At 61.8% G+C, this 15,167-nt stretch carries 15 protein-coding genes; 4 read left to right on the forward strand and 11 right to left on the reverse strand.

Going from position 1 to position 15,167, the window contains the following annotated elements; genetic code table 11:
* The first annotated feature begins 63 nt into the window (after window positions 1-63).
* Entirely contained in the window at window positions 64-1,860 is a 1,797-nt protein-coding gene (mutL, locus tag WFR25_RS13175; RefSeq protein WP_336971450.1) for a DNA mismatch repair endonuclease MutL, read from the forward strand.
* 2 nt (window positions 1,861-1,862) lie between these two features.
* On the forward strand, window positions 1,863-2,378 hold the full coding sequence (locus WFR25_RS13180; RefSeq protein ID WP_336971452.1) for a hypothetical protein: 516 nt from the start codon (window positions 1,863-1,865) through the stop codon (window positions 2,376-2,378).
* Window positions 2,379-2,491: 113 nt separating this feature from the next.
* On the opposite strand, the gene WFR25_RS13185 is transcribed toward WFR25_RS13180, so the two are convergent.
* From WFR25_RS13185 to WFR25_RS13220, 8 genes are all read right to left on the reverse strand, one after another.
* Window positions 2,492-2,956 (reverse strand): MaoC family dehydratase, encoded by a 465-nt coding sequence (locus WFR25_RS13185; protein ID WP_336971454.1) that lies wholly within the window; start codon window positions 2,954-2,956, stop codon window positions 2,492-2,494.
* A gap of 38 nt (window positions 2,957-2,994) precedes the next feature.
* Complete coding sequence (locus WFR25_RS13190) at window positions 2,995-4,275, reverse strand: alkaline phosphatase family protein (protein ID WP_419723204.1); 1,281 nt, start codon at window positions 4,273-4,275, stop codon at window positions 2,995-2,997.
* A 53-nt stretch (window positions 4,276-4,328) separates the two neighbouring features.
* A complete protein-coding gene (locus WFR25_RS13195) occupies window positions 4,329-4,838 on the reverse strand; it encodes a DNA-deoxyinosine glycosylase (RefSeq protein ID WP_336971457.1) in 510 nt (169 codons plus the stop codon).
* A complete protein-coding gene (gene ychF / locus WFR25_RS13200) occupies window positions 4,835-5,935 on the reverse strand; it encodes a redox-regulated ATPase YchF (RefSeq protein WP_336971458.1) in 1,101 nt (366 codons plus the stop codon). Before ychF ends, WFR25_RS13195 begins: the two co-directional genes overlap by 4 nt.
* A gap of 76 nt (window positions 5,936-6,011) precedes the next feature.
* A complete protein-coding gene (locus tag WFR25_RS13205; RefSeq protein ID WP_336971459.1) occupies window positions 6,012-6,695 on the reverse strand; it encodes a DUF2490 domain-containing protein in 684 nt (227 codons plus the stop codon).
* Between the two features lie 115 nt (window positions 6,696-6,810).
* Window positions 6,811-8,442 (reverse strand): alpha-D-glucose phosphate-specific phosphoglucomutase, encoded by a 1,632-nt coding sequence (locus WFR25_RS13210; protein WP_336971461.1) that lies wholly within the window; start codon window positions 8,440-8,442, stop codon window positions 6,811-6,813.
* A 214-nt stretch (window positions 8,443-8,656) separates the two neighbouring features.
* The gene (locus WFR25_RS13215; protein ID WP_336971462.1) at window positions 8,657-8,869 is read right to left on the reverse strand and encodes a hypothetical protein; all 213 of its coding nucleotides are present in this window, start codon (window positions 8,867-8,869) and stop codon (window positions 8,657-8,659) included.
* A 156-nt stretch (window positions 8,870-9,025) separates the two neighbouring features.
* On the reverse strand, window positions 9,026-10,420 hold the full coding sequence (locus WFR25_RS13220) for a M20/M25/M40 family metallo-hydrolase (RefSeq protein WP_336971463.1): 1,395 nt from the start codon (window positions 10,418-10,420) through the stop codon (window positions 9,026-9,028).
* A 102-nt stretch (window positions 10,421-10,522) separates the two neighbouring features.
* On the opposite strand from WFR25_RS13220, the gene ettA reads away from it, so the two are divergent.
* Window positions 10,523-12,202 carry an energy-dependent translational throttle protein EttA gene (gene ettA, locus WFR25_RS13225; RefSeq protein ID WP_336971465.1) on the forward strand — a complete coding sequence of 560 codons (1,680 nt, stop codon included), beginning with the start codon at window positions 10,523-10,525 and terminating at the stop codon, window positions 12,200-12,202.
* Window positions 12,203-12,403: 201 nt separating this feature from the next.
* Here the strand turns inward: ettA and WFR25_RS13230 are convergent, their stop codons facing one another.
* Genes WFR25_RS13230 through WFR25_RS13240 form a run of 3 tightly spaced genes read right to left on the reverse strand, consistent with a single transcriptional unit; the run spans window position 12,404 to window position 14,145 of the window.
* On the reverse strand, window positions 12,404-12,682 hold the full coding sequence (locus WFR25_RS13230; RefSeq protein ID WP_336971466.1) for an acylphosphatase: 279 nt from the start codon (window positions 12,680-12,682) through the stop codon (window positions 12,404-12,406).
* A gap of 4 nt (window positions 12,683-12,686) precedes the next feature.
* The gene (locus WFR25_RS13235; protein WP_336971467.1) at window positions 12,687-13,493 is read right to left on the reverse strand and encodes an NYN domain-containing protein; all 807 of its coding nucleotides are present in this window, start codon (window positions 13,491-13,493) and stop codon (window positions 12,687-12,689) included.
* A gap of 13 nt (window positions 13,494-13,506) precedes the next feature.
* On the reverse strand, window positions 13,507-14,145 hold the full coding sequence (locus WFR25_RS13240) for a carbonic anhydrase (protein ID WP_336971468.1): 639 nt from the start codon (window positions 14,143-14,145) through the stop codon (window positions 13,507-13,509).
* Between the two features lie 65 nt (window positions 14,146-14,210).
* Here WFR25_RS13240 and lipA point away from each other — a divergent pair, with 65 nt between their 5' ends.
* Entirely contained in the window at window positions 14,211-15,164 is a 954-nt protein-coding gene (gene lipA, locus WFR25_RS13245) for a lipoyl synthase (RefSeq protein ID WP_336971470.1), read from the forward strand.
* The last annotated feature ends 3 nt before the right edge of the window (window positions 15,165-15,167 follow it).

The raw sequence follows: 15,167 nt of genomic DNA on the forward strand, positions 1-15,167 counted from the left end.
TCGATACAAAAAATATGAGGCTGTGGGTCGCGGAAAGCGCTCGCTTGGGCTAGTCCCTATCCAATGTCAATACGCCGCCTCCCCGAACATTTGGTCAATCGTATCGCTGCCGGTGAAGTGGTGGAAAGGCCAGCCAGCGCGCTCAAGGAAATCGTTGAGAATTCGGTCGATGCGGGAGCCACCCGGATCGCCATTCGCATCGCCAATGGCGGCCTCGACAGGATAGAGGTGAGTGACGATGGCTGTGGCATGGACCCGGCCGACATGGCGCTCGCGCTGGAGCGTCACGCGACCTCCAAACTGCCCGACGACGCCATCGAACAGGTCGCCACGCTGGGCTTTCGGGGTGAGGCGCTGCCCTCCATCGCCAGCGTTGCCCGTCTGTCCATCGACAGCCGTCCCCGTGGCGGCGAAGGCTGGAACCGGACCATCGATAATGGAGTGATCGTGGACGAGGGACCGGCCGCCCTGCCGCCGGGCACGCGCGTTACCGTCGAGCAGCTCTTTGCCCGCGTACCCGCCCGCCGCAAGTTTCTGCGCTCCCCCAAATCGGAATATGCCGCTTGTCTGGACGTCATCCGACGACTGGCGATGGCGCACCCGGGAATCGCCTTCAGCCTGGAGCACGATGGTCGCCGGTCGCTATCCGTGCAGGGGAATGAAGCCCGGGAGGAGCGCGTCGCGGCGCTGACGGACAGGGCGCTGGCCGACAATCATGTGATCGTGTCGCTAGAGAGGGAGGGGGTGCGGCTGTCCGGCGTCGCCTCGCTGCCCACCTATCATCGCGGGGTCGGCGATCACCAGTTCCTGTTCGTCAATGGTCGCCCTGTACGCGATCGGCTGCTGATCGGGGCGTTGCGCGGAGCCTATGCCGATGTGTTGGCGCGCGATCGGCATCCGATAGTGGCGCTGTTTCTGGATATGCCGCCGCTGGAAGTGGACGTGAATGTCCATCCCGCCAAGACCGAGGTGCGCTTTCGCGATCCGGCGATGATCCGGGGGATGATCGTCAGCGGGTTGCGCCGTGCGCTGGACGAAGCCGGTTTCCGGTCGGTCCAGCGCGCCGATCCGGCGGCGCTGGGCGCGTGGCGGGCGGAGCCGGTATCGCCCACGCCCATCGGTGCCATGCCGATATTCGAAGCCGCCGCCGTGCCGTATCAACCCATGGCGCCCTCATCGCATGTACCCAGCTATATGAGCGACCGGCGCACCAGTTTCCTGACGCCGCCGCCGCAGGCTCGTGGCGAACCCGCCGCTGCGCCGCCCCCTGAGGGGAACAGCTTTCCCTTGGGCGTTGCGCGGGGACAGGTGGCGCGCACCTATATCGTCGCGGAAGCGGAGGACGGTCTGGTGATTGTAGATCAGCATGCCGCGCATGAACGGCTGACGCTGGAGCGGATGCGGCGGGCGATGGAGGGACAGGGGGTTCAAAGCCAGGCTCTACTACTACCCGAAGTGGTCGAACTGGACGAGGTGGCCTGCGACCGGCTGGAACCGCGCGCCGCCGAACTCAAGGAATTTGGATTGGATATCGAGCGGTTCGGCCCATCGGCGATACTGGTCCGGGCCATGCCCGCTATGCTGGGGCAAAGCGACGTGCAGGGCCTGATCGCCGACCTTGCCGATGATCTGGCCGCCTATGACAGTGCATTGTCGCTCAAGGAACGGCTGGATCTGGTCGCCGCGACCATGGCGTGCCACGGATCGGTGCGCGCCGGGCGGGTGCTCAGCGTCGCCGAAATGAACGCCCTTCTGCGGGAAATGGAAGTGACGCCCCGGAGTGGTCAGTGCAACCATGGCAGGCCGACCTGGGTAAAGCTGGGCCATGGCGACATCGAGAAACTGTTCGGGAGGAAATGATCGTGCGGAGCGTTCTTGCCGTGCTGCTGATGACGGCTGCACCGGCCTTGGCCCAGATCAAGCCAGCCGAAACGCCAGCTTGCGATGCCGCGCCGCGCCTAGCCGATCCCTGGACCAGTTGGCCCCAGAGTGGCGAAGCTGTTGCGGGTGGGGAAGCTGTGAGCGCGCCGCGCTTGATTCTGGGCAAGCCCGTCACTGCGACGCTGCGACCGGGGGATTATGTTCATTTCCCGATTACGCCGGGCAAGAGCGGCCCACAGGGGCATGGTGGCCTGTTCACGCTGGCGGTCAAGACGCCCGCACGGATCGGCATCGCCCTGTCCGAAGCGGCGTGGGTGGATGTGATCAAGGGCACCGCATCCATCGCCTCGGTCGAACATGGCCATGGCCCCGTCTGTTCGGGCATCCGCAAGATCGTCTGGTTCACTCTGTCGGAGGGGCTTCACACGATCCAAATCGCCAACGCGCGACAGGCAACGATCCGCATCATGGCTGCTGACGCTGCCGCGAACCGCTAGAGCGTTTTCGAGGCAGTTGGAATCATCTGCCGGCGCGGAAAACGCGGTATAACAAAGACCTAGAGCATCAAATCCGATGCAATCAGAATGGATCATGCTCTAGAGCGGTTACTTCATTGTGGACGGGTTCGGACCATGGCGATGGGCTGCATGGTCATGACCGGCTCGTTATGTTGATTGAACAACGTCACTTTCGACCGGACGATGCCGCGTTCGGGGCGGCTGGCGGAAGCACGCGTCTCGATCACTTCGCTGGTGCCGCGTAGCGTGTCGCCGGGCCGCACTGGCCGCAGCCAGCGCAGTTCATCAACGCCAAGCGCGCCCAGACTCGCCTGCTGTCGCGCGCCATGTTCCTGCATATGGGCGACGAACATCTTCATGAAGAGGGCGGTCGTATGCCAGCCGCTAGCAGACAGGCTGCCGAAATGTGTTTGTGCGGCTTCTTCGTCCGAGAGATGAAAGGGCTGGGGATCATATTCGCGGGCGAAGTCGATCACCTGTTCGCGGGTGACGGTGATCGGTCCGACCGAGATGGTCGTGCCGACCGCAATATCCTCGAAATATTCAACCTCTGCCATGGCTATTTTTCCGTTTTCTGATGCAACGGACGAAGTTGCTATGGCCTTGCCAGCAAGCCGTCAAGCACTGCCGGATCGCCATCATTGGGCTGCGGCGCGACGCCGATCAACCGTGCGAGCAGGGCATAGATATTGACGTTAGGGAATCCTTCGGGTGGCCGAAATGTGCGGTTGAAGGCCGGGCCGGATGCGATGAATAACGCCGCCATTTCGGGCGCCTGATTGTCATAGCCATGATTGCCGCCGACCGATGCGCTGGTCGGTTTCGTCGCCGCAATCGTCCAACCCGTTTCCGCCAGACACAGATAGGGCGGCACGCGCGGATGGGCGCCATAATGGAAGCGCGCCGGAATCTGATCCTTGCGCCAGCAATGCATATGGGGATGCGGGCGCAACAGCGCGCGCTCAAGCGCCTTTTCCCGACCGGGCAGCGCCGTCATGGACGCATAGGGGCCAGATTCGATCAGGCGATAGTCGCTTGCGCGCACGAATCCGTCCAGCGCGATCGTTCGTTCGCTCGATGTCTGCTCCATGCCGTGATCTGACAGGATGACAAGGTTTGCGGGTTGATCGAGCGTGGAAAGCCCAGCCGTCAGCTTGCCGATCAAGGCGTCCACCTCTGTCACGGCGGCCGTGGTTTCCGGGGCATCCGGCCCCTTGCTATGGCCCATTGTATCGACGATATCGAAATAGAGCGTGACAAAGCGCGGTCGAATATCGCTGGGGCGCCGGAGCACGTCGATCACCTGATTGACGCGCTGTTCGCCGCCAATGGCCTGGTTGAACTGTGCCCAGTCGCTGGGGCGCGTGCCCCCCGCGATGGCGTGCGGCCATTTCTGATCCCGCATGCCGCCCCACGCCACGTTGCTGCCCGGCCAGAACATCGTCGCGGTGCGTATGCCCGCTCGTTCTGCCGTGACCCAGATGGGTTCGACTCCGTTCCACCAGAAAGGATCATCGCTTTCCATCGTGAACGTCTCGCCGGGACGGGCGGCATCCTCCATCTTGTTGGCCACGATGCCACTGCGGTCGGGTCGATCGCCGGTGACAATCGCCCAGTGATTGGGAAAGGTTTTTGACGGGAAGGACGGACGCATCGATGCTGTCACACCTTGCGCCGCCAGCTTGCCCAGATTGGGCGTAACGCCGCGATCAAGATAGTCGGGTCGAAAGCCGTCGATGGAGACGAGGATCGTGACCGGCGCCTTGGCCGCAGCCGTTGCCGACGCTGGCGCTGCCGCCAAAGGATGCGGCGTCAGGGGCGCGCAGGCGACGGGAAGCAGCAAAATGGCGAGGGCGGCGAGGCCACGAACGGAAATCATGTCTTATCCTTGAAAAGCTGCTGCGTTCTTGCAAGGCAAAGGCGACGAAATCATGACGGTTGTCGGGGCGAGATCCAGTGGCGCAACACCATCCACTCTTCCCGCTTCGCCGCGCGGGTCATGCCTGCATGGGCGGCGCTGGAGGAGGGGAGGTCGATGAGCGTGTAGCGGTCGATCCCGACCAGTTGCTGTCGACCGCGCCGGGCGGCTTCCCCTCCGTTGAAGGCGATGGCGGCGAGATCGGACAAAGTGGCGGCAAAGCCTGCGAGATCGCGATTGGTGGCATCGCGGATCGCTGTGTCGAGGCTGCCTTCTCGCCGGGCCGTCGCAATCACATCCCACAGGCCAATACCGTGCGCGATCAGCCGCAGCAGTCGCTCATCATAAGGCAAAGCGGGCAAGGCTTCGCCCGTCACTTCGCCCATCAGCCACCAGAAGGCGTTGGTGGGATGGGCATAATATTGGCCTGCCGCCAGCGACCGCTCGCCGGGCAGGCTGCCCAGTATGAGCAGTCGGGCGTCAGGCGCGATGCTGGGCGGAAAAGCGGCCTTTTGGGTCACACATTGAAGCGGAACAGCATGATGTCGCCATCCTGCGTCACATATTCCTTGCCTTCTGCGCGCCACTTGCCCGCTTCCTTGGCCCCGGCCTCACCATTATACTGGATATAATCGGCATAAGCCATCGTCTCTGCCCGGATGAACCCCTTCTCGAAATCGGTATGGATTGCGCCTGCAGCTTGCGGGGCCTTCGATCCCTTGTGGACGGTCCAGGCGCGGGCTTCCTTCGGCCCCACGGTAAAGAAGGTGATGAGACCCAGCAGTTCATAGCCGGCGCGGATGATGCGGGCGAGGCCGGCTTCGGTCAGGCCCAGCGCATCGAGATATTCGCCACGCTCCTCGATCGGCATGGTGATCAGTTCCGCCTCGATCGCGGCGGAGACGATCACGGCCTTCGCGCCTTCGGCTGCGGCCTTTTCGAACACGCGGGCAGAGTGAGCATTACCCTCCGACGCGGCGTCTTCCTCGACGTTGCAGACATAGAGGACGGGCTTGGCGGTCAGCAGTTGCGCCTGGGCGAACAGCCGTTCTTCCTCCTCGTCGCGCGGCTTGGTGAGGCGGGCGGGCTTGCCCTCGCGCAGCAGGTCGAGTGCCTGACCGAGTACGGTGGCGGCGGCCTTGGCTTCCTTGTCGCCCTGCGCGCCCTTCTTGACGAGATTAGGCACGCGCTTTTCAAGGGATTCGAGGTCAGCGAGCATCAGTTCGGTTTCGACCGTCTCTGCGTCGGCGATCGGATCGACCTTGCCCTCGACATGGGTGATGTCGTCATCCTCGAAACAGCGCAGGACGTGGACGATGGCGTCCACCTCGCGGATGTTCGCCAGAAACTGGTTACCCAGCCCCTCGCCCTTGGACGCGCCGCGCACAAGACCCGCAATGTCTACGAAGGCCAGTTGCGTCTCGATGATCTTGGCCGATCCGCCGATCTTCGCAATCGCGTCAAGGCGCGGATCGGGCACGGCGACCTGGCCGACATTCGGCTCGATCGTGCAGAAAGGGTAGTTGGCCGCCTGCGCCGCCTGCGTCTCGGTCAGCGCGTTGAACAGGGTGGACTTGCCCACATTGGGGAGGCCGACGATACCGCAACGAAAACCCATGAAAAACGCCTTCATGTCTGAATGAATGGCGCGCCGATACCGCTTTCATGCGCGCTTGGCCAGCCTTGGATGCGGATCAATGGCGCAGAAACAGGCTGATCGAGGCGACATGATTGACGCGAGTGTTGCCGCCGCGCTGGTCGATGATCTGGTTAAGATAGCCAAGTTCGACGGTCGATGCCCCCTTCAACCCCAGCTCCGCGCCCAGAAAAGTGCGGATCTGGTCAAAGCCGCCCTTCGCGCCCCAGTCGGTGCTGTTGAGCGCCACGAAGGCTTCGGAATAAACCAGCGCGTTGACCGCATCACTGCCGGGTTTCAGCGGTTTCTCGTAGCGGAGCATCTCCCGCAGTCGCCAGCTCATATCGTCGCCATCCGACCGCCAGCGTTGTTCCAGCCGCGTGCGGGACGACAGTTCGCCGCCCCATGGCTTGCCTAGCGTCCAGCTCAGTTGCTGGAAGCTGCGCTCCTCATTCACATCCTTGCGGCCTTCCAGCGGCATCACGACATGAGCATAGCCCTGATAGAGAGTGACGTTGGACGATAGTTTCCAACCCACCGCACCGCGCAGCAACATCTGGTCGAGCCGGGATATACCGTCGCCCATGCGCGGCTGCCATTCGGCGAAATAGACCAGATTGCCGGATACGGACCCCATGGCGGTCAGGTTGACCCATGCTTGCTCGTCGCTGCTGGTGTCGGCCTGCGCGGGCAGCGCGGCAAGGTAAAGGGGTAGGGCAAGGCTCATCGCAAGGCGGCGCATATATCTTCTCAACATGAGGAAGGGGGCAGGAAGCGACCGACGATGTCAGTCCATCCCGCCCCCTAAAGGCCGCGCATTGCTCACCCGTTGCCGGGGGGTAAGTGTTGGTAAAGCGTCAGGTGATGACGCTGGGCCGGTCCATGCCGGTATAGCCAGCAATATCGGCCAATTCCTGCGCCGCCGCGACCAGCGGCGCCAGCGCATCGCTGGTTTCCATGGCAAGATCGCCGTCCGTCCCGACATAGCGCTCGATATAGACGCGCAGCGTCGCGCCCTCAGTGCCGGTGCCCGACAAGCGGAACACGACCCGCGATCCGTCGTCGAAAAGCACGCGCACGCCCTGATTGCGGCTGACGGACTGATCGGTGGGATCGGTATAGGCGAAATCGTCTGCCGCCGTGATCGTGCCGCCGCTGTTGGTGGCGCCGGGGAGCGAGGTGAGGCTGTCGCGCAGCGCGGCCATCAGGGCATCGGCATTGTTCGTGGCGATCGCCTCATAATCGTGGCGGGCATAATAGTTGCGGCCATAGGTTGCCCAGTGGTCAGCCATGATGGCGACAACGCTTGTCCGGCGCGCCGCCAATATGTTGAGCCACAGCAGCACGGCCCAGACGCCGTCCTTCTCACGCACATGGTCGGAACCGGTGCCCGCGCTTTCCTCACCGCAGATGGTCGCCATGCCCGCATCGAGCAGATTGCCGAAGAATTTCCATCCCGTGGGTGTCTCATAGAGCGGAATGCCCAGCTTTTCCGCAACGCGGTCCGCTGCGCCGCTGGTCGGCATGGATCGCGCGATTCCCTTGAGGCCTTGCCGATAGCCGGGCGCCAGATGGGCGTTGGCGGCCAGCACGGCCAGCGAATCCGATGGCGTCACATAGCAATGACGACCGATGATGAGGTTGCGATCGCCGTCGCCGTCTGAGGCCGCCCCGAAATCGGGCGCCTCTGGCGCCATCATCCGGTCGTACAATTCCCTGGCGTGAACCAGGTTTGGATCGGGATGATGGTGGCCGAAATCGGGCAGGGGGGTGCCGTTCATCACTGTGCCTGCAGGCGCGCCCAGCCGCTTTTCGAAAACTTCCACCGCATAGGGACCAGTGACGGCGCTCATCGAATCGAAAGCCAGGGTGAAGCCGCCCGCAATCATCGCGCGGATGGCCGAAAAGTCGAACAGTTGTTCCATCAGCTCGGCATAGGCCGCCACCGGATCGACGATCTCGACAACCATATCGCCAAGCTGGCGCGTGCCGATGCTGTCGATGTCCACGTCCGCGGCGTCGAGTATCCGATAGCTGTCGATCGTCAGGGTGCGGGCGTGGATCGCGTCCGTCACCTTTTCCGGTGCAGGGCCGCCATTGCCAACATTATATTTGATGCCGAAATCCTCGTCCGGCCCGCCTGGATTGTGACTGGCCGACAGGATGAGGCCGCCAAAGGCGCTGTTCAGGCGAATGAGGTGCGAGGCGGCGGGCGTCGACAGGATGCCGCCTTGTCCGACCAGCACGCGATCAAAACCATTGGCCGCCGCCATTTTTAGAACGATCTGAATGACTTCGCGATTCAGATAGCGTCCGTCGCCACCGACCACGAGCGTCTGCCCGGCAAAGCCCTCCAGACTGTCGAACACCGACTGGACGAAATTCTCTGCATAATGGGGCTGCTGAAACACGCGAACCTTTTTGCGGAGGCCCGAAGTGCCGGGCTTCTGGTCGGAAAAGGGAGTCGTCTTGACGGTCTGAATCGACACTCTGTGGCTCCATTCGGTGAGAATCGACCTAGCCTTATGGACAATGCGCCGATCCTGCAATCACTGGTGGACGGGCCGGTGAGAGGGGCAGGCCATCCGTTCCTCACCGCTGCTTTCACGATGTCGCGTTTGTTGATTCGCATGTGTCGACACAAAGAAAAAGGGCGGTCCGTCAATGACGGCCCGCCCTTTCCTAATCTCGCTAATGCGAAGATTACATCGCGTTCGCAGCGTTAGCAGCGTTCACGGCAACGTTCGCGGCATTGGCGGCGTTGTCGGCAGCGTTCTCGGCGGCGTTAGCCGCGTTCTCGACAACGTTCTCGACGACAGCGTTCGAAGCGTTCGCGGTCTCGTTGGCCGGGGTCCCACCGCAAGCGGCGAGGGCCATCAGGCCGGCCGAAGCGAAAACAACAGCGATCTTCTTCATTGTGTACGGCTCCCATAGCATAAGCCGCGTTAGGCACTTTTAAGTTGTGACCTTACGCGAGCGACCCGCATTAACGTGTGCGATGCACAAATCAATGCTTTTTTGCATCGGTGAAACGACAGAATCACGCGACGGAATGTTGTCTACTATAAAAGTTCAGTTATTGCCCAATGTTTCCTGCGCGTTGGCGACTTCATTGAGAACGAGCGCCCAGGCGGCGACATTCTGTCGTAACTGCTCAGGATCAACCTTGTCGAGCGTGTCGTCGGGCGTGTGGTGCAGATCGAAATAGCGGGTACCATCCTGTTGCAGGTCGATCACCGGAACCCCTGCCTTTACCAGTGGGGCAATGTCTGCGCCGCCGCCTGCTTCCTGCTTGCTGGCACCAATACCCAATGGGGCGACCGCGGTGGCGATTCGTTCCTGCAGCGCCTCATGTCCAGCCGGCAGTTTGAAATCGATGCGCCAGATCCGGTCGGCGCCAAAATCCGATTCTATGGCCAGCGCGTGGCGTTCCGTGCCGTGCGCGTTGAAATAGGCGCGTGCGCCGTCGCCGCCGACTTCTTCTGCGCCCGCGAGCAGCAACCGGATGGTCCGGCGTGGCTGGCCACCCTTGCGTACCTGCAAGGCGGAGGCCGCCGCAATGGCGCAGCCCGATGCATCATCGATCGCGCCGGTGCCCTGATCCCAACTGTCCAGATGGCAGGCGGCAACAACAAGGCCCGCCTTGGGATCGCGCCCCGGAATCTCGGCTATGACATTACCCGATGGCTGATCTGCCAGCATCTTCGATGTCAGAGTCAGATGGATACGGACCGGCTTGTCGCGCTTCACGATGCGGGCAATCTGTTCTGCATCGGGGACGCTGACCGCTGCTGCGGGAATGGGAGTGGCCCCCTCCGCCCACATCTGTACGCCGGTATGGGCTATGCGATGATGGTCGGTGCCGATCGAACGAACGAGGATCGCGATTGCGCCCTTCTTGGACGCGATGCTCGGCCCCGTCCGTCGTGCTGCGCCGAAATAGCCATAAGAGGAGCCATCCTGAGTCGCGCGCATCTCATGATCAACGAAGACGATCTTGCCCGTGACTGCCGTTTCAGGCGCCGCTTCCAGATCGGCGATCGTCGGGAAGTAGGCGATATTGCCCTCTATGCCCGCCTCCGGCGTCGATCCGCTATTGCCCAACGCCGCCAGCACCAGCGGTTGGGGGAAGGGAGCGGTCACGCGTGCCTCCTCGCGCCCGCGCACCCAGACTGGCATTGTATAGGCTTCGGCTCGAATATTGGAAAAGCCCAGCGCCTTGAGCGTCTTCACGGCCCAGGCGCGGGCGCGCGCCTCCTGTGGGGTGCCTGCCGGGCGCGGTCCGACCTCCGTGGTCAGTCCTTCGGTGAAATCCATCGCTACATCATCCTTCAGGGCCGAGGCGCGAATCGCGGCGCTGTCGGCAGGGGCTGCGATCGCCGGATGAGGAACGGTAAGAACGCTCCCAACAAGGATGAGGGTGGCTAAAGTCTTTGTCATGGAGTGCCCCGGTCCGATTTTCTGCATGGGTCAAGGCTTAGACAGGCATCCGCGATTTGCCAATGCGCGTCGCGTCCGCTAACCAGCCGCCAAATTCCGATAGCTCCAGACCAGAGAGACTGACTCCTTATGGCCGTCCAGTACAGCTTCGTGATGAAGGGCCTGACCAAGACCTTCCCCGGCGCCAACAAGCCCGTGTTCAACAATATCAATCTACAGTTCCTGCCCGGCACCAAGATTGCTGTCATCGGCGTCAACGGTGCGGGTAAATCGACCCTGATGAAGGTCATCGCCGGCATGGACACCGATTTCCAGGGTGAAGCCTGGGCGGCGGAAGGGCTGAGGGTCGGCTATCTGGCGCAGGAGCCGCAACTCGACGCCAGCAAGACGGTGATCGAAAACGTCAAGGACGGCGTGCGGCCCATCGCCGACCTGGTCGATCGGTTCAACGAGATCAGCACGATCATGGGCGACCCGCCGGAAGATGCCGATTTCGATGCCCTGATGGAAGAAATGGGCACGCTTCAGGAAAAGATCGACGCCGTAGATGGCTGGACGCTCGACAACCAGCTCGAAATCGCCATGGAGGCGCTGCGTTGCCCGCCGGGCGACTGGTCGGTGGAGAGCCTGTCGGGCGGTGAACGGCGCCGTATCGCACTGTGCCGCCTGCTGCTTGAAAAGCCCGACATTTTGTTGCTTGACGAACCGACCAACCATCTCGACGCCGAAAGCGTCCAGTGGCTGGAACAGCATCTGATCCAATATACCGGCAACGTCATCCTCGTCACTCATGACCGCTACTTCCTCGACAATGTCGTTGGCTGGGTGCTGGAGCTCGATCGTGGTCGCGGCATCCCCTATGAGGGCAATTATTCCAACTGGCTGTCCGAAAAAGGCAAGCGGATGGAGCTGGAAGAGCGCGAAGATGCGGGGCGCCAGAAGGCCATCAAGGAAGAGCTGGAGTGGATCCGGCAATCGCCCAAGGCCCGCCAGACCAAGTCCAAGGCGCGTATCCGCGCGTTCGACGAGCTGGTCGAAAAGCAGGAAAACCGCGCGCCCGGCAAGGCGCAGATCGTCATCCAGACGCCCAAGCGCCTCGGCTCCAAGGTGATCGAAGCGCATGGCCTGACCAAATCCTATGGCGACAAGCTGCTGTTCGAGAATCTGAACTTCCTGCTCCCCCCGGGCGGTATCGTCGGCGTCATCGGGCCGAACGGCGCGGGTAAGTCGACACTGTTCAAGCTGATCACCGGCAAGGAGCAGCCTGACGAGGGCGAGATCCAGGTCGGCGAAACGGTGCAACTTGGCTATGTCGATCAGAGTCGCGATACGCTCGATCCCAATCATAATGTCTGGCAGGAAATCTCCGGCGGTCATGAACTGATGACCATCGGCAAGCATGAAATCCAGACGCGGGCCTATGTCGGCGCCTTCAACTTCAAGGGACCGGACCAGCAGAAGAAAGTCGGCCAGCTTTCGGGCGGTGAACGCAACCGTGTCCACCTCGCCAAAATGCTGAAGGAGGGTGGCAACGTCCTCCTGCTTGACGAACCGACCAACGATCTGGACGTCGAAACGCTGCGCGCGCTGGAAGATGCGCTGGAGAATTTCGCTGGCTGCGCCGTGGTCATCAGCCATGACCGCTTCTTCCTTGATCGACTGGCGACTCATATCCTGGCGTTCGAAGGCGACAGCCATGTCGAATGGTTCGAGGGTAATTTCGAAGCCTATGAAGAGGATAAGCGCCGTCGTCTGGGCGACGCTGCTGATCGTCCGACCCGTCTGGCATATAAGAAGCTGACGCGCTGATTTTACGCCCGCAGTTGCAATTTTTGCAACTGCGGGCGTGTGCTTCGCACTTGCAGCGTTATCGCTACCAAAGCATAGATGGCGTGCCTTTCAGGCATCCTCTCCTAAAACTTTCCGGCCGGCCCTTCTTGGATCGGCCTTTTTTTTGGTTTTGGAATGGCGGTAATCCTGCGGCATTTCGGCTTTGTACGGAAAGTCTCGCTAGGCGGTCGGGCGCTTCTCGAAACCGGTGAAGCCCTGTGGTTCAACCTCTTGCGCTAAAATCTGCACGACCCTGGCGGCTGGCGGTCCTTCTTGCGCGAGTGTGATGAAGCGGGTGACGACCTCTTCCGACCCTTCCACCCATGTCTCGACGTTGCCATCCGCACGATTGCGGACCCAGCCGACAAGGCTGAGGATGCGAGCCGTGTCCACGGTCCAATTGCGATACCAGACGCCCTGAACATGGCCTGATATATTCAGGTGGCGCGCAATCACCATGCGATCACCGTATCCGCTTGATCCATGTTTGCCCGCCTTCACGGACTTCCGTAACGAAGTTGGGAATGGCCTCAACCAGATCTGAAAGTCGTTTGAAGCCATAGTTGCGGACGTCGAAGCTGGATCGGTTGCCGACTCGCTGTCCGACCGGACCAAGTGCCACGAAGCCGCGCTCGTCGCGCCGAGCCTCATCATAGGCATCGATCAGCAATTTGACGACTTCGGCATCAACCGCTTTGTTCTGGGTCGGGGCAGGGGAAGCGATGGCGGGAGGCGAAGCCTTGGCCGCCGTTGCGGGTCGGGCTGTATCTGCTTTGGGAGGGCTGGCATTGCCATTTGCCTGTTCCGCAACTGGCACCTCAACGGGGGCAAGTGCGGCCACGTTGATGAAACGCGTGCAGGCACGGCGGAAGCCTTCGGGCGTGTTAACCGTGCCAAAGCCATAGACCGGAATACCTTGCTGGCGGATGCGTGTGACGAGGGGGGTAAAGTCACTGTCGCTGGACATGAGGCCAAAGCCGTTCACGCGGCCGCTGGCCATCAGGTCCATCGCATCGATGGTCATCTTCATGTCGGTGGCGTTCTTGCCCTTGGTCAGGTCGAACTGCTGCTGTGGCTCGATCGCTTGCGCGACAGACAGCTTCGCCCAGCTCTTGAGCGAAGGCTTGCTCCAGTTGCCATAGGCGCGGCGGATGTTGACCGTGCCCAGCTCTGCCAGCACCGTCATTACGGGATCGAAATGGGCTGCCGACGCGTTATCCGCGTCGATCAGCAGGGCGATATTGCCACTTGCCCCATTGAGTGCGGCCATGGCTTTATTCCTTTCAGGCAGGCGAAAAGACGCCGGTGTCTTCGTCCAGCAGGTGCAACTGCCCATCCGAGATCGCGAAGAAGGAGCCGATGAGCTTCAGTTCGCCCTTGCGCTCTTTTGCCCGAACGCAGGGAAAGGTGCGAAGATTATCGAGGCTCACTTTGACCCCTTCCTGCTCCATCGCGCGCTCGACTTCGCGGCCGCGCTGATCGCCAAAGCGGGCAACGACGGTTTCGCGCGCGCCGTCGAGCATTTCGATCCAGTTGGCGATGAAGCCGCCTTCGCCCGGAGGTGCGTCCTTCAATTCCTGACTGAGCGCGGCCTTGCAACCACCGCATTTGCCATGGCCCATGACCACGATCTCGCCAACGTTCAGCACCTGCACTGCAAATTCGAGTGCGGCAGAAACACCGTGATGGCCGGGCGCAGTCTCAAAGGGGGGGACGAGGGCGGCGACGTTGCGGACGACGAAAATCTGGCCCGGACTTGTATCGAATATCTGGGCAGGGTCGACGCGGCTGTCTGAACAGGCGATGACCATGACGCCCGGCGCTTGCCCTTCCGACAATTCGCCCCATCGTTCGCGCTGGTGAGCCCATCCCGTTTCGCGAAAACGACGGTAGCCCGTGAGCATATCGGTAAAGTCAGTCATGGGATCGTCTGTGCCGGACACGAAGGGGGCTGGCAAGTAGGCGCAACGATCGCTATCTGGGGCCAATGAACGAGATTACTCCGATTGCGGCCCAGATCCAGGCCCCTGCCAAGCCCGAGCGTGTGCGCAAGCCCGATTGGATTCGCGTCAAGGCGCCAACCAGCCCCGCCTATCACGAGACTCGCAAGCTGATGCGAGAAAAAGGCCTTGCCACGGTGTGTGAGGAAGCGGCCTGTCCCAATATCGGGGAATGCTGGAGCAAGAAACACGCGACGGTGATGATCCTGGGCGATGTCTGCACGCGGGCCTGCGCTTTCTGCAACGTCAAGACGGGGATGCCGCGCAAGGTTGACGTCAACGAGCCGCAGAATTTGGCCGATGCCGCCGCCGAGATGGGGCTGGAGCATATCGTCATCACCTCGGTCGATCGCGATGACCTGCCCGATGGCGGCGCATCGCAGTTCGTGAAGGTCATTCAGGCGCTACGCCGCACGACTCCGAATACCACGATCGAGATTCTGACGCCCGATTTCCGCAACAAGCATGAGCGGGCAGTTGCAGCGATCGTTGAGGCCCGGCCCGACGTCTATAATCATAATCTGGAAACGGTGCCCCGGCTCTATCCGACGATTCGGCCCGGCGCGCGCTATTATGCTTCGTTGCGGCTGCTGGAGTCGGTCAAGAAGCTGGATCCGTCGATCTTTACCAAGTCGGGCATCATGCTGGGGCTGGGCGAAGAGCGGCTGGAAGTGCATCAGGTGATGGATGACATGCGTTCGGCCGACATCGACTTCCTGACGATGGGCCAATATCTGCAGCCCACGCCCAAACATGCGAAGGTCATGGATTTCGTAACGCCGGCGGCGTTCAACGCCTTTGCGGGGATCGCGCGGGCCAAGGGGTTCCTGCAGGTCGCGTCCAGCCCGCTCACCCGGTCCAGCTATCATGCGGGCAAGGATTTCGCCGAGATGCGTGCTGCGCGTGAGGCGCAACTGGCGAAAGCGGCGGCGAAGGCATAACCC

Source organism: Sphingobium aromaticiconvertens, from assembly GCF_037154075.1.
In the GTDB taxonomy this organism is placed as follows: Bacteria; Pseudomonadota; Alphaproteobacteria; order Sphingomonadales; family Sphingomonadaceae; genus Sphingobium; species Sphingobium aromaticiconvertens.

Coding starts and splice junctions, on each gene's coding strand:
- ettA (WP_336971465.1), top strand. CDS start 10,523: ATGGCCGTCCAGTACAGCTTCGTGATGAAGGGCCTGACCAAGACCTTC.
- mutL (WP_336971450.1), top strand. CDS start 64: ATGTCAATACGCCGCCTCCCCGAACATTTGGTCAATCGTATCGCTGCC.
- WFR25_RS13220 (WP_336971463.1), bottom strand. CDS start 10,420: ATGCAGAAAATCGGACCGGGGCACTCCATGACAAAGACTTTAGCCACC.
- WFR25_RS13215 (WP_336971462.1), bottom strand. CDS start 8,869: ATGAAGAAGATCGCTGTTGTTTTCGCTTCGGCCGGCCTGATGGCCCTC.
- WFR25_RS13240 (WP_336971468.1), bottom strand. CDS start 14,145: ATGACTGACTTTACCGATATGCTCACGGGCTACCGTCGTTTTCGCGAA.
- WFR25_RS13235 (WP_336971467.1), bottom strand. CDS start 13,493: ATGGCCGCACTCAATGGGGCAAGTGGCAATATCGCCCTGCTGATCGAC.
- WFR25_RS13230 (WP_336971466.1), bottom strand. CDS start 12,682: ATGGTGATTGCGCGCCACCTGAATATATCAGGCCATGTTCAGGGCGTC.
- lipA (WP_336971470.1), top strand. CDS start 14,211: ATGAACGAGATTACTCCGATTGCGGCCCAGATCCAGGCCCCTGCCAAG.
- ychF (WP_336971458.1), bottom strand. CDS start 5,935: ATGGGTTTTCGTTGCGGTATCGTCGGCCTCCCCAATGTGGGCAAGTCC.
- WFR25_RS13205 (WP_336971459.1), bottom strand. CDS start 6,695: ATGCGCCGCCTTGCGATGAGCCTTGCCCTACCCCTTTACCTTGCCGCG.
- WFR25_RS13185 (WP_336971454.1), bottom strand. CDS start 2,956: ATGGCAGAGGTTGAATATTTCGAGGATATTGCGGTCGGCACGACCATC.